We start from the raw sequence: 13,481 nt of genomic DNA, 5'->3' as shown, positions 1-13,481 counted from the left end.
GCCGGCGTAGGAGTAGTACTGTGATTGGAAGCACTCAGCTAAATTTTAAGTTTATTGGGCTCTCGCCCCTGCGCACTGAACCAATTGCGCCGCTGGCAGGATTCTGCTGGTTGACTATCCGCTACTCCGCCAATCTGACATGATGCGCCCCCTGCTTTCCCCGCTTGTTCTGTTGCTGGTGCTGACCTCGCTCATGGCCCGGGCCGCTGCGCCACCGCTGCTGGTGCTCGACGTAGCCCGCTTTCGAAACGAGGACCTCGCCGTGCAGGGCGGCGTGCTGGAAGTGTACGCCACCGTGCCAGGGCAGGCGCTGACGTATAAGCGCCGGGCGCCCAAGATATTTCAGGCCGCCGCTACCCTGACACTGGAGGTGCTCAAGCCCGACGGCTCGGCTGCCTACCAGGAAACCATTACCCTGAAGCCCCCGGTGCTCAGCGACACGAGCATCAGCCTGAAAAACCCGGTCAGCTTCCAGAAGCGCATTGCCCTACCCGATGGCAACTACGTTTTGCGCGGGCAGGTGCGCGACCAGTACCGGGCCGGCCGCGTGACAGTAGTGGATTTGCCGCTGGTGCTGGACTCGAAGCCCAAAACGCCCTTGCTGAGCGACATTGTGCTGCTGGCCCGGCCGGCGTCCAAGTCGCTGGAGCAAAGCAATTTTATTCGCAACAATTTCAGCCTGACCCGGGCGCCGGGTGGGCTTTACGCCCGGGGGGCGGACCGGCTGTTTTTCTACGCGGAGCTCTACAATGTGCAGGCCGAGCAGGCAGTGCAGCTGCGCTACAAAGTGCGCGCCGCGGCCGGCACCAAGGACCTGCTGACGGCCGCGGGCACTTCTACCGGTCAGGCCGGGCGGGGTACGCCGGTGGTGGGGGAGCTGGACATCAGCAAGCTGCCGGCGGGGGAGTACACGCTGACCGTGGAGGCCCGCGACGGCAAAAATAAGCTAATTTCGGCCCAAACGACCCGCCTGCGCCGCAACCCGGCAGACTACGCCCCGGCCGGCGCGGCGCTGCCCCGATGACTCCGACCCCTAGAAAGTACCCCTGGTATTACCGGCCGCTGGAATGGCTCCTGCTGGCCCTGGCGCGGCTGCCCCTGCGCGTGCTCTACGTGCTGGCCGACGCCATTTATCTGCTCACGTACTACGTAATCGGGTACCGCCGCCGGGTGGTGCTGGAAAACCTGCGCAACTCGTTTCCGGAAAAGTCGGCGGCTCAGATTCAGCAGATTGCCAAGGAGTTTTACCGGCACTTTGCGGAAGTGATAGTCGAGACCCTGAAGCTGGCCGTACTGACGCCGGCTGAATTGAAAGAGCGGGTGTATTTCAGCAATCCGGAGGTGCTGGAAAAGTGGTTTCACAAGGGCCGCACGGTGCTCGGGCTTAGCTCCCACGCCGGCAACTGGGAGTGGGTGCTGACGTCGGGGGCCACGTGGCTGTCGGCCAGCGCCGATGGGGTGTACAAGCCGCTGTCGAACCCGTTTTTCGAGAGCTTTATGTACCGGCTGCGCACGCGCACCGGGGCCAAACTCATTCCAATGCGCGACACGCTGCGCAACCTGATCCGCAACCGGGACCAGGTGCGGGTGGTGAGTTTGCTGTCGGACCAAGCCGCGGGGCCCGAGGATCAGCCGTACTGGACCACGTTTATGAATCAGGAATCGGGCTTCTACACCAGCGCCGACCGGCTGGCCGCCCAGTTTCACTACCCGGTGGTGTACGTGAGCATCCGGCGCAAAGCCCGGGGCTACTACGAAATTGTGCTGACCGAGCTCTATGACGGCGACGCCCCGCTGGCGCCCGGCACCTTCCCCATCACCGATTCCTTCGTGCGCCACCTGGAGCGCGACATTCGCCTGTTCCCCAACGACTACCTCTGGACCCACCGCCGCTGGAAACACAAGCGGGTGAAGCAGTGAAGTGGTGTAGTTGTTGTTCAGGCCGCTTGTTGAGGCGAGTTGTTCAGTAGGAGCAAGTAAGCTATTTCGGACTCTGCGGAAAGACGCCAAATAGAAAAAGCCCCGCTATCTGCAGATAGCGGGGCTTTTTACGAATAATGGTTTCTCTGGGCCCGAAGGCGGTTCATGAATGCGCTAATGGGACGACAACTCACCATTTCACAATCTCACCGCTCACAGATACTGCTCGATGTCGCCGGCACCCTGGCGGACGAGTTCGAAGTCGTTGTTGGAGCAGTCGATGATGGTGCTGGGTACGTTGTTGCCGAAGCCGCCGTCGATGACTAGGTCCACGAGCAGGCGGTATTTCTCGAAAATCAGGTCGGGGTCAGTAACGTACTCGTCGAGCGTGTTTTCGTCCTCGCGCACCGAGGTGCTGAAAATCGGGTTGCCGAGTTCCTTGACCAGTTGAATGATGATGGTATTGTCGGGCACCCGGATACCCACGGTTTTGCGTTTGTTGCCGCCCTGGCGCGGGGCCTTGGAGCTGGCTTCGAAGATAAAGGTGAAAGGCCCGGGCAGCGCCTTTTTCAGCACTTTGTAGGTGGGCGTGGTGATGCCGTGGGCGTAGTCGGCAATGTGGGAGAGGTCGGAGCAGATAAAGCTCAGGTTAGCCTTGTCCGGGTTCAGGCCCTTGATGCGGCAGAGCCGGTCGACGGCCTTGGGGTTGTGAATGTCGCAGCCGATGCCGTACACCGTGTCGGTGGGGTAGATAATGATGCCGCCTTTGCGAAGCACGTCCACTACTTGCTGAATACGATTCTGCGGTGGGTTATCGGGGTGGATGCGGAGCAGCGTAGCGGGCATAGGAGCTAGGTAGGATGTGGAACAATTCCGCCCGGGAGCGGGAGCGGGAGCGGGGCAAGGTAGCACGCCGCGCACAGAAGTACCACTCATTCGCGGATTTTGTGGGTTGGGTTACGTTTGGGCAGCATAATAGCCCACAAAAAAGGCCCTGGCTTGGTAGCCAGGGCCTTTTCAAGAAGCTAATAAACCCTATTGCTTCACAAACGAACGGGTGGCGGCACCTTCCGCGGTGGTGAAGCGCACGGTGTATACGCCGGCTTTTAGGGCAGCCACGTCAACCGAGAACTGGGCCTGGGTGGCCGTCAGGTGCTGCACGCGCTGACCCAGGGCGTTGAAGATTTCCACGGCGGCACCCACGCCCGCCTGACCCACGGTCAGGTTGATTTTGCTCGTAGCTGGGTTCGGGAACACGCTCAGCGTGTTTTCCAGGGCCTGGTTGCGGGCGGCCAAGACGGTGTTGCCGGTAGCGAGGGCGAAGTTATCGACGGCCAGCAGGGCATCGGAGCCCAGGTCGTCGTTGTCGCGCCAGCGGATCCACATGGTACCCCCGGCAGGCCAGTTGATGCCCGTGATAACGCCGGCAATAGGACGAGAGTTGGCGGCGGCATTGCCGTCCAGCGGGCCGGCAACGGTGCTGGTGATGGCCAGCTCAGTCAGGTCGAGGCTGGTAACGGGAACCCAGGTAGCCGTGGTGCCGCTGTTGAGGTTGGTAGCGTCGAGGCTGTACTCGAACACGATGGTCTCGTTGACGGTGTTGTTGCTGCCCGTGCGCCACTGCTCGGCGCGGCCGGCCATCGAAACGCGGGTAATGGCCGCGCCGCTGTTGTTGACAAATACGGCGCCGTAAGCGGGGTAAGTGCTGGCCGAAGCCAACGAGCCCAGGGCGCGGTCGGTGTCACCGGTAGAGCCGGCATTCGGGCCCGCATTGTACACGGCGCCGGCGTTGCTGCCGTCGGCTAGTACTACCGGGTTGAGAGCCTCGTTGATAATGGCCGTGGTGTTGGTAGAGGAACGGGCGTAGCGCAGGCCGGCCCAACCCGCAGGGTAGGTGGTGCCGGTCGGGGTGAGCCCGTCGAAGTTCTGCGAGTAGATGGACGTGCCACCGGTGATGGCAATCGGAGTCTGGGCCTGGGCCGACAGCGAAAGACCGAGGACCAGGGCTGCAACAGGCAGGGCGCGCAGTTGCGCAATGGAGCGAGTAAAGAGTACCACGATAAAAAGTTGGAAAAGGTGAAAGGACAAATGAAGCGCAACGGGCAAACCGGCCCCTAAGGGCAGGTTCTGAGGCTAAGGTAAGGAAGAAAAAGGTCTTGAAAAGCCGTATACGGTATCCCGCGGCATTCGGGCGACGTCGGGCTGAGCCAACCCGCAAGCTTCGTGGGGCTTGAAGCCATGTTAAGCTTGCGTTACGCCCGGCCGCCGGGCTACTCAGGCCAGCGGAGAAGGAAACTGGTGAACCCCGGGATAAGGCGTACTTTTGACCCGGAAAATTCCGGAACCCGGGGCCTGCGCCGCCGGAACCGGGGTTGCCGCCTTTTCCTTCTCTTCGCATCCTGCTGTCGCAATGTCCAAACCGTACCGCCCCGAGGCCAAAGCCAAATCTGTCCGCCGGCGCAACCGCATCGCCACCGTCACGGCCATTCTGGGCGTGCTGTTCGTGAGCTTCTCTTACTATTTCTACCAGGTTTTCTTCACGCCCAACGTCGAAACCAAGGGCCGCCCGACCTACGTGCTCATCCGCAAGGGGGAAAGCTATAAGGCCGTCATGGACTCCATCGATGCCACCGGCGTTATCGTCGACCGGCTCTCGTTCCGCTTCGTGGCCAAGCTCATGAAGTACAACCAGCTCGTGAAGCCCGGCCGCTACGAGCTCAAAAACGGTTATACCAACCGCCAGCTGATTTCGGACCTGCGCGCCGGCCGCCAGTCCCCGCTCAAGCTCACGTTTCAGAACATCCGCCTGCGGGAAGAGCTGGCCCGCAAGCTCAGCACCGCCATTGACACCCGCCCCGGCCAGTTCGACAGCCTGCTGAGCTCCCCCAGTTACACCAAGAGCCTGGGCTTCGACACGACGAACATCATGACGATGTTTATCCCGAACACCTACGAGCTGTACTGGAACTCGACGGCCGACAACCTCATGCAGCGCATGAAGAAGGAGTACGACAAGTTCTGGACCCCGGCCCGGGTGGCCAAAGCCAAGAAGCTGAACCTGACCCGCGCCCAAGTGAGCACCCTGGCCAGTATTGTGGAGGCCGAACAGCAGCAGCACGCCGACGAGCGGCCCCGGGTGGCGGGCGTGTACCTCAACCGCCTCAAGCGCGGCATGAAGCTCCAAGCCGACCCCACGGTGGTATTTGCCAACCACGACTTCACCATCAAGCGCGTGCTCAACGTGCATTTGCAGAAGGACTCGCCCTACAACACCTACAAGTACGCTGGCCTGCCGCCGGGCCCCATCAACCTGCCCAGCATTGCCAGCATCGACGCGGTGTTGAACCCCGAGCAGCACGACTACCTCTACTTCTGCGCCAAGGAGGATTTCAGCGGCTACCACGCCTTTGCCCGTAATGAGCAGGAGCACCTCGTCAATGCCCGCCGCTACCAGGCCGCGCTGAGCCGGGCGGGGATTATGAAGTAGTTGTTCGTTGTCAGTTGTCAGTTTGTTCTGACAGTCGGCAACCAATAACTAACAACTGACAACGAACAACAAACAACCAGAAATGTACTCCCACGACACGCAAATCCGGGTCCGCTACGCCGAAACCGACCAGATGGGCTACGTCTACCACGGCAACTACGCGGCCTTTTTTGAAGTGGCCCGCACCGAGGCGTTCCGCCAGCTCGGCATCCGCTACAAAGACCTGGAGGCCGACGGCGTGGGCATGCCGGTGGGCGAAATCCGGACCCGCTTCCGCCGCCCCGCCCGCTACGACGACCTGCTCACCGTGCGCCTGCTGCTCAAGCAGCCCGCCGAGGGTTCCCGGGTGCTGTTTGAGTATGAAATCTACAACGAGGCCCGGGAACTGCTTACCGAAGGCCACACGCTGATGGTGTTCGTCAATACCGCCACCGGCCGCCCAGTCCCGATTCCGGCCGACATCCAGGCCAAGCTGGCCCCGTACTTTTCCGAGGAGGAGCTGACCAGCCCACTTACGCCGCCGGCTCCGAAGCTGCCCGCCGACTCGCCGGCCCCGGCGGCGTTTATTAAGGGCAACGAGTAGCGGGGCACGCCCTGACAACTGATTTCACGTACCATCTGACCATGCACCTGCCCGTTCGCCGCTACCATCTGCCCGATGTGCGCCGCCGGCGCTCTTACCGCAAGTTCATCGTGTGGCTCAAGCAGCTGCGCTTTGCCGGCGGCCGGGCCTCGGTTTACGACGTGGTGGACCGCATGATTCAGGAGCTCAAGCTTGACAGCATCACCAAGCGGGCCAGCTACATGTCTTTCAACCTGACGGTGGCGCTGTTCCCGACCATTATCTTTCTCTTTACCCTGATTCCCTACATTCCGGTGCCCAACCTGAATGTGGACATCCTGCAGTTTCTCGGCGACCTGATGCCCAAGGAGCTGTACGCGGCCACGGCCACCACCATCGAGGACATCGTCAACATTCCCCACGGCGGGCTGCTCTCGTTTGGTTTCGGCACGGCCCTGGTGCTGAGCTCCAACGGCATCATGGCCCTGCTCGACGCCTTCGAGAAGAAGTACCCTTGGTTTAAGCACCGCACCTACCTGCGCAAGCGCGTTATTGCCACGGTGCTCACCATCGTGCTGTCGTTGGTGCTGCTGTTTGCCATTGCCGGCATCTTCTTCGGTACTTACATCATCGACGCGCTGGTGTACTACGAAATCGTGCCCGAGACCCTCACGGCCCAGCTGATCAGCCTGCTCAAGTACGGCTCGGTGGTCGGCCTGTTTCTGCTCACCACCTGCCTGATTTACTACTACGTGCCCCCCGTGCACGACAAGTGGCCCTTCGTGTCGGCCGGCGCCATCGTGGCCACCTTGCTGATCTTCCTGGTTTCGGCCCTGTTTATTCTCTACGTCAAGATTTTCGACTCCTACAACCACTTTTACGGCTCTATCGGGGCCCTGGTGGGCTTCATGGTCTGGCTCGACTTCGTGTGCATGACCCTGATTCTGGGCTTCGAGGTCAACGTGAGCATCGATGCCGTGACGGGCCGGCTGAAAAAGTCGGTAAGGGCGTAAGCGTGAAGCCGTAACGGCCTGGAAAGGCTCGGTCAGCAGGCCAACGGGAAGAAGAAAGGCGCAAAAAGTTGAAAAATTTGCGGCCGTCGGCTTGCGCCGCGCGAAAAGGCCTGCTACTTTTGCCGTCCCTAAACCACTCATTGGGGACCTTTAGAGAGGTGGCAGAGTGGTCGAATGCGACGGATTCGAAATCCGTTATACTCGCAAGGGTATCGGGGGTTCGAATCCCCCCCTCTCTACTACAGGCTTCTTCTTTCGCGGGGAGAAGCCTGTTTTTTACCTCCTCCCGCGAGTATTGCCAGAGAGCTGGCAGAGTGGTCGATTGCGGCGGTCTTGAAAACCGTTGAGGGTTAAACCTCCGGGGGTTCGAATCCCTCGCTCTCTACGAAAATCCCCGTTTGCTAGCTGCAAACGGGGTTTTTATTTGTGCAGGTCTTTCTGGTAGTAGAATTTGTTAGCATGTACATCTCCGGCTAGTGGTCGTAACCGCATGGTTAACTCGCAACTGCTTTACCATGCCATGATACGTGTTTAGAGTAGTACGTCACATTGGTATCGTTTTGTAACTAACAACGGCTATTCTATCAGGAGTACACGTTGCAAGCTGAAGCCGATTACACCTATTCGCGTACAAGCTTGGTAATGACATGGTAGCGGCCCTGTTGTACTCGCAACAAGTACACACCGGCAGGTAAGGCAGCCATTTCAGGCAGCGCTAACGTAACAGAACCATCCAGCATTACTTCACGCTGGCAGCATACACGGCCAATGGCGTCGAGCAGGTGCACGGTGGCTAGGCCATACTGACCTGCTTGGATGTAAAGCTGCACACCCTCAGCACTGAAGCGTGTGGGCCAAACTTCCAAGTGCAAACCTGACACCTGCCTAGGCACCACTATGCGTACTTGGGAGGTGGCATTGGTTCCGTCTTGGTCGTGCTGGACCAAGTGGTAGTAGAGTGTTAAGGCTCCCTGGGGCAATTGGGTGTCGCGGAAGGAGTACTCGTGTCCGTGAGAGCTTGTGCCACTGCCATCAACCCAGCCAATAGCATCGAAGTGTATCCCATCACTACTACGTTCTACAGCAAACCCGGCGTTGTTTGATTCCTGCGCTGTGGTCCAGCGCAACTGTACCGTGCCGGCCCCCGCGGCTGTAGCCGTGAAGCGTACTAGTTCCACTGGTAGAGGCGCGTTGGTGCTGCTGAGTAGCAGCAACGGCTCCGCACTGAAAGAAGGGATAGAGAGTTGGCTTTCGTCGTCGTATCCCCAGGCCCATAGGGTCCCATCAGCACGTAGAGCGGCGGTGTGCTTTTCTCCGGGGCTGGCACTCTGCCAGTTTGTGTCAGAGCCAACCTGCACAGGGCTGTATTGCTGAATGGTGGAGCCGTTACCTAGCTGGCCGCTGCTATTCGCGCCCCAGGCCCACAGCGTGCCATCTGTGCGCATGCCTACGGAATGGGATCTTCCAGTACTGAAGCTCTGCCACGTCGTGGCCGTGCCCACCTGTGTGGGACTCGTCTTGCGGTTGATAGAGGTAACACCCAGCTGGCCGAAGCTGTTGTCACCCCACGCCCACAGGGTACCATCCGTACGTAGCGCTAACGTGTAATACTGCCCGGCGCTAATGCTCTGCCAGTTGGTGCCCGACCCAACCTGTACGGGGGTGGTCTGCCGTGTTAAGGATCCGATGCCCAGTTGGCCGCTGCTGTTAGCGCCCCAGGTCCACAGGGTACCGTCGGTACCGAGGGCCACAATGTGGTTGTAGCCGGCACTGGCGCTTTTCCACGTGGAGCGGCCGACTTGTACAGGACTGGTTGGTTGCGTTGAGTCAAAACCAGGTCCTAGACCCAGCTGACCAAAAATGTTACTGCCCCATACCCAGAGCGTCCCGTTAGTGCGCAGGGCAACCGTAAAGAACTGTCCGGCACTGACGCTCTGCCAATCTGCTTCCGTACCGACCTGCACGGGGCTGGCCTGCTGGGTAGTAGAGCCAATACCCAACTGTCCATTGCCGTTATTCCCCCAGGCCCACAGGGTACCATCTGTGCGCACGGCCATTGTATGGTTGTAACCGGTGCTGACGCTCTTCCATAAGCTGAGGATACCGACCTGCATTGGACGGAACTGCTGCGTTACAGCAGTTCCAATACCCAGTTGGCCAAAGTTATTGGCGCCCCAAGCCCAGAGCGTACCATCGCTACGGATGGCCATGGTATGGTTATAGAAGGGGTGGCCCCCCGAACTGATGCTTTGCCAGTTAGTAAACGGGCTGACTTGTAGCGGCATCGGATTCAAATAGGGCAATAAGCTGCTGCTCCCCACTTGCCCGTAAGAGTTGTTGCCCCAGGCCCAAACGGAGCCGTCGGTGCGTACCGCCACCGTGTGTTCAGCCCTTGCGCTGACGCTACGCCAATTTGTATCCGTACCAACCTGTACTGGGCTGCTCTGCCGAGTCCTCGAGCTAATACCTAATTGGCCGTAAATATTGTAGCCCCAAGCCCAAAGCGTACCATCGGTGCGTAGCGCCAAGGAGTGAGACTGCCCGGCACTAACACTTTGCCAATTAGTGCCCGCCCCAACCTGTAGAGGGCTGGTCTGCTGAACTACAGTAGTGCCAAGGCCCAGCTGCCCATAGGTGTTGTCGCCCCAGGCCCATAGCGTTCCATCAGTGCGTACGGCCACGGTGTGGGCCTGCCCGGCGCTAACGCTTTGCCAGTTTGTATCAGAGCCGACCTGTGCAGGAGTAGTCTGTTCGGACGTTGAGCCAAGACCCAGCTGCCCATAGGCATTGCTGCCCCAGGCCCACAGGGTACCATCGGTGCGTACAGCCATGGCGTACTGAGTTCCGGCACTAACACTCTGCCAGTTTGTGGCTGTGCCTATCTGTTGTGGGCTCCTGGTATCCTCCCCCCATGTCCAGAGCGTGCCGTCAGTACGCACGGCCAGGGAGTGGTATTGTCCCGCGCTAATGCTCTGCCAGTTTGTGTCTGTTCCAACTTGCACAGGACTGATCTGCTGAGCCGTCGAGCCAATGCCTAATTGGCCGTTGCTGTTATTTCCCCAAGCCCATAAGGTACCATCCGTGCGTACTGCCAGGGTATGCTGACTTCCGGTACTGACGTACCGCCAGATTGTAGCTGCGCCAATCTTTGTGGGAGTTACTTTATCCGCAGTGGTCCCATCACCCAACTGGCCGAAAGTGTTCTGCCCCCAGGTCAGGAGCGTGCCGTCTGCCTGAATTATGGCGGAGTGCAAGGCCTGCGCTTGGACCGCGTCCCGGCTGCTTAGTACAAGTAGAGAGCTTATCAGTAATCCACGCAGCAGCGTCGCCCAAAATGATAACATTACTTGCATAAGTAGAGCTTAAGGACAAGTCGCTTCTTACCTGTGAGGAGTATAATGAGCCCGCGTAAGGCCGCTTGGTAAGCGGCCAAGCTTACAAAGCTAATGGGTAGGTATCTACATCTACTAGCACTATTGTGGCTTTCGTGCCATCCCAATTGAAATCAACAGGATAGGCGCCCTCACGATGCCAGCGCGCGACGACAACAGTATCAGCAATAGCTAATGGTCAAGTCAGTATCTTCGCAAGGACAACCCTTTCGATGCAAGGGCACTGTATTCTGTGCTGGAACTGTTGCGGTTAACTTTTTGCCTAACGCCATCCCATCCTGCTGCCTTTGTTTTCACCATTTCTCGCATTATGCATTCCATTTTTACTCTACCACGATTGTTGACTAAAACGCTTTCCCGGCTCCGGGCCACTCAGATTGCGCTGGCGCTGCTGATGCTGGTTACGGCACTGCCCGCCTGGGCCCAGAACGGCCCCCTGGACCAGGCCGTCCGGCAGCCCACCGGCCCGGATGACAACCGCTGGGCCGACGGCTTCGGCTTTCCCAATATTCCGAGCAATGTGCGCGCCATGGCCGTGGCACCCAACGGGGACGTGTTCGTGGGCGGCGACTTTCTCGACGCCGGCGGCGACCCCACGGCGGACCGGCTGGCTCGCTGGGACGGCACGGCCTGGCACGGGGTAGGAGCGGGAATGAACGGCACTATCCGCGCTATTGTGATAATGCCCAACGGCGACGTGGTGGTGGGTGGCGACTTCAGCGCCATCGGGACGGTGGCCACCGTGCGGGCTCTGGCCCGCTGGGATGGCACCGCTTGGCGCGGCTTCGGCAACGGCGTACCCAGCGGTATAGTCAGCTCCCTAGCTGTGGCGCCCAACGGGGATTTGCTCGTTGGGGGCAACTTCCAGGACCTGGCCGGCCTGTCCTTCGCCGACCGGGTAGCCCGTTGGAACGGCACGAGCTGGAGTACGTTGGGGCCCGGCATCACCAGCGTCGTGAGCACCGTGTATGCCCTGGCCGTACTGCCCAACGGGGATGTGGTGGCTGGCGGCAGCTTTTCGGATGCCGGGGGCAACACCGCCGCCGACCGGGTGGCCCGCTGGGATGGTACCGCTTGGCAGGCCTACGGCACGGGCCTCAACGGCGACGTGCTGGCGTTGACCGTGCTGCCGGATGGACAACTGGTAGCCGGCGGCGCCTTCACCCGCGCCGGCGGCACTACGGCCAGTTCCTACTTGGCTCGCTGGGATGGAACGGCGTGGCAGGGCTACGGCGCCGGCCTCTCCAACAGCGTCGCATCCCTGGCCGTGTTGCCCGGGGGGCAGCTGGCTGCGGGCGGAGATTTTATTAACGCCGGGGGCAATGCTGATGCCGACTACGTAGCCCGCTGGGACGGCAGCGCCTGGCAGGCCTATGGCCCGGCAGCCGGAGTCCGGACGCTGGCCCTGGCCGTGGACGCCTCGGGCCGTCTGCTGGCGGGCGGTCAGCGCACCGGCGGCGACGACAGCACCGAGCACCTGCGGCGTTGGTCGGGTACGACCTGGGAAACGCTGGCCGACCGGCGCCAGCATGGCTTTGGCTTTATCGTGCGGGCAGTAGCTGTGGCGGCCAATGGCGACCTACTGGCCGGCGGCGACTTTGTAAACGCCGAGGGCGACCCCGCCATCAGCGGCATTGCTCGTTGGAACGGGCGCCGCTGGGTGGCGCTGGGGCCCGGGCTGAACGGGGCCGTGAACAGCATTGCCGTGGCCCCGAACGGCGATATTCTCGCGGCCGGGGACTTTTACAACGCGGGCGGTAACAACAACGCCGACTGGACGGCCCGCTGGGATGGCAACGCCTGGCAGGCCCTGGCTAGCGGACCGCCCACCTTTGCCAGTGCCATCACTGTGGCAGCCAACGGCGACATCTACGCCGGCGGCGTTTCGGCCAGCGGCAACGGCTACCTGGCGGTTTATAACGGCACCAGCTGGCGCATCATCACCTCTACGCTGAGCGGCCCCACTCTCTCGGCGGGCGGACCAGTGCGCAGCCTCGTGCCGGCCCCGGGTGGCGGGGTGTACGTGGGCGGGGGCTTTCTGTCGGTCGGTCCCGCCGGCACGCAGTATTTAGCCCGCTACAACGGGAGCAGCTGGAGCAGCGTGGGCGCGCTGGGCTCGGGCGGGCAGGTCAGCGTGGGGGTGTTTGCCCTGGCCTTGTCGCCCAACGGGGACCTGCTGGTAGGTGGCAACTTTGTGAATGCTGGTGGCAACCCCGACGCGGATTACGTGGCTCGCTACAGTGGGAGCGCCCTGCTTCCTCTGGGCACCGGCTCCCGTATGCCGGCGCGGGCCCTGGCCGTGGCGGCCAACAATGATGTGTACGTGGGCGGGGATTTCACCGGTACCACGGCTCAGCCCGAGCTGAACCGCGTGATGCGCTGGGACGGCACGGCCTGGCAGCCCCTGGGTACCGGCCTCGATGCCACGGTCATTGCGCTGGCTGTGGCTCCCAACGGCAACGTGCTGGCCGGCGGCTACTTCAGCAGCGTGGGCGACCTGAGCAAGACCAGCGCCTACTTTGCCCTCTACCAGCCCAACGGACCGCTGGCTGCCGGCAACAGCACGCCCCAGGTACCGCTGGAGCTATATCCCAACCCGGCGCGCGAAAAAGCCACCTTGCTTCTGCCCGCCGCCCGTCTGGCCCGCCGGGCTCAGCTGCTGGATGCGCTGGGCCGGCCCGTGCGCACGCTGGCCGTGCCCGCGGGAGCCGTCAGGCTGACCGTAGACCTGCGCGGCGTGATGCCGGGCTACTACCTGCTTCGCTGCGACGGGCAGAGCGTCCGGCTGCTGGTGGAGTAAACTCGGCAGCCTAGTAGGCTAAAACAGGTTGTATCCGTACCCACAAAGGCCCCATTTCCGAGCTGGAAATGGGGCCTTTGTGGGTACAAGCCAAGAAGGACGGTCAGTTAACCGTTGGTTTTCTTCACCTTCACTTTACCGTTCTTGGCTTTGAGCTTGCCGGCGTCGCCGGGGTGCATGCCGCCGCGGTGGTGCTTGGCTTCGAGTTGGGTGTATTTGGCGTACTGGTCGGCAGTCAGCACTTCCTTGAACTGGGCATCGTACTTGGCGCGGTTAGCCTTCATCTGCTCACCCATCTGTTCCCGGG

The 13,481-nt window shown here is 61.1% G+C and carries 9 protein-coding genes, 2 tRNA genes and 1 pseudogene; 8 read left to right on the top strand and 4 right to left on the bottom strand.

The window, feature by feature from the left end:
* The first annotated feature begins 139 nt into the window (after positions 1 to 139).
* Together EWM57_RS16930 and EWM57_RS16925 are read left to right on the top strand one after the other, a co-directional pair.
* On the top strand, positions 140 to 1,024 hold the full coding sequence (locus EWM57_RS16930; RefSeq protein WP_129922339.1) for a hypothetical protein: 885 nt from the start codon (positions 140 to 142) through the stop codon (positions 1,022 to 1,024).
* Positions 1,021 to 1,920 carry a lysophospholipid acyltransferase family protein gene (locus tag EWM57_RS16925; RefSeq protein ID WP_165370553.1) on the top strand — a complete coding sequence of 300 codons (900 nt, stop codon included), beginning with the start codon at positions 1,021 to 1,023 and terminating at the stop codon, positions 1,918 to 1,920. The genes EWM57_RS16930 and EWM57_RS16925 overlap by 4 nt, the downstream gene beginning before the upstream one ends.
* Positions 1,921 to 2,133: 213 nt before the next feature.
* On the opposite strand, the gene EWM57_RS16920 is transcribed toward EWM57_RS16925, so the two are convergent.
* Positions 2,134 to 2,766, bottom strand: a complete 633-nt coding sequence (locus EWM57_RS16920) for an L-threonylcarbamoyladenylate synthase (protein WP_129922338.1) — start codon at positions 2,764 to 2,766, stop codon at positions 2,134 to 2,136.
* Between the two features lie 189 nt (positions 2,767 to 2,955).
* Complete coding sequence (locus tag EWM57_RS16915) at positions 2,956 to 3,978, bottom strand: T9SS type A sorting domain-containing protein (RefSeq protein ID WP_129922337.1); 1,023 nt, start codon at positions 3,976 to 3,978, stop codon at positions 2,956 to 2,958.
* 352 nt (positions 3,979 to 4,330) lie between these two features.
* Here EWM57_RS16915 and mltG point away from each other — a divergent pair, with 352 nt between their 5' ends.
* The 5 genes from mltG to EWM57_RS16890 all read left to right on the top strand — a co-directional run bounded on the left by mltG (position 4,331) and on the right by EWM57_RS16890 (position 7,367).
* Complete coding sequence (gene mltG / locus EWM57_RS16910; RefSeq protein WP_129922336.1) at positions 4,331 to 5,407, top strand: endolytic transglycosylase MltG; 1,077 nt, start codon at positions 4,331 to 4,333, stop codon at positions 5,405 to 5,407.
* An 82-nt stretch (positions 5,408 to 5,489) separates the two neighbouring features.
* Entirely contained in the window at positions 5,490 to 5,990 is a 501-nt protein-coding gene (locus tag EWM57_RS16905) for an acyl-CoA thioesterase (RefSeq protein WP_129922335.1), read from the top strand.
* A gap of 41 nt (positions 5,991 to 6,031) precedes the next feature.
* Positions 6,032 to 6,982, top strand: coding sequence for a YihY/virulence factor BrkB family protein (locus EWM57_RS16900; RefSeq protein WP_129922334.1), 951 nt, complete (start codon positions 6,032 to 6,034; stop codon positions 6,980 to 6,982).
* A gap of 152 nt (positions 6,983 to 7,134) precedes the next feature.
* Positions 7,135 to 7,221 (top strand) — tRNA-Ser (locus tag EWM57_RS16895).
* A gap of 61 nt (positions 7,222 to 7,282) precedes the next feature.
* Positions 7,283 to 7,367: transfer RNA gene (locus EWM57_RS16890), tRNA-Ser, on the top strand.
* A 235-nt stretch (positions 7,368 to 7,602) separates the two neighbouring features.
* Here EWM57_RS16890 and EWM57_RS21945 read toward each other — a convergent pair.
* Positions 7,603 to 10,326, bottom strand: a complete 2,724-nt coding sequence (locus tag EWM57_RS21945; protein ID WP_394345426.1) for an RCC1 domain-containing protein — start codon at positions 10,324 to 10,326, stop codon at positions 7,603 to 7,605.
* 388 nt (positions 10,327 to 10,714) lie between these two features.
* Here EWM57_RS21945 and EWM57_RS16880 point away from each other — a divergent pair, with 388 nt between their 5' ends.
* Complete coding sequence (locus EWM57_RS16880; protein WP_129922332.1) at positions 10,715 to 13,174, top strand: hypothetical protein; 2,460 nt, start codon at positions 10,715 to 10,717, stop codon at positions 13,172 to 13,174.
* 107 nt (positions 13,175 to 13,281) lie between these two features.
* Here the strand turns inward: EWM57_RS16880 and EWM57_RS21215 are convergent.
* Positions 13,282 to 13,481: pseudogene (locus tag EWM57_RS21215) on the bottom strand (DUF4890 domain-containing protein); the annotation flags it as partial.

This window comes from Hymenobacter persicinus (assembly GCF_004167665.1).
Taxonomy (GTDB): Bacteria; Bacteroidota; Bacteroidia; order Cytophagales; family Hymenobacteraceae; genus Hymenobacter; species Hymenobacter persicinus.
The sequence above is the reverse complement of the archived record's forward strand: the minus strand, read 5'-3'. Positions and strand labels throughout refer to the sequence as shown.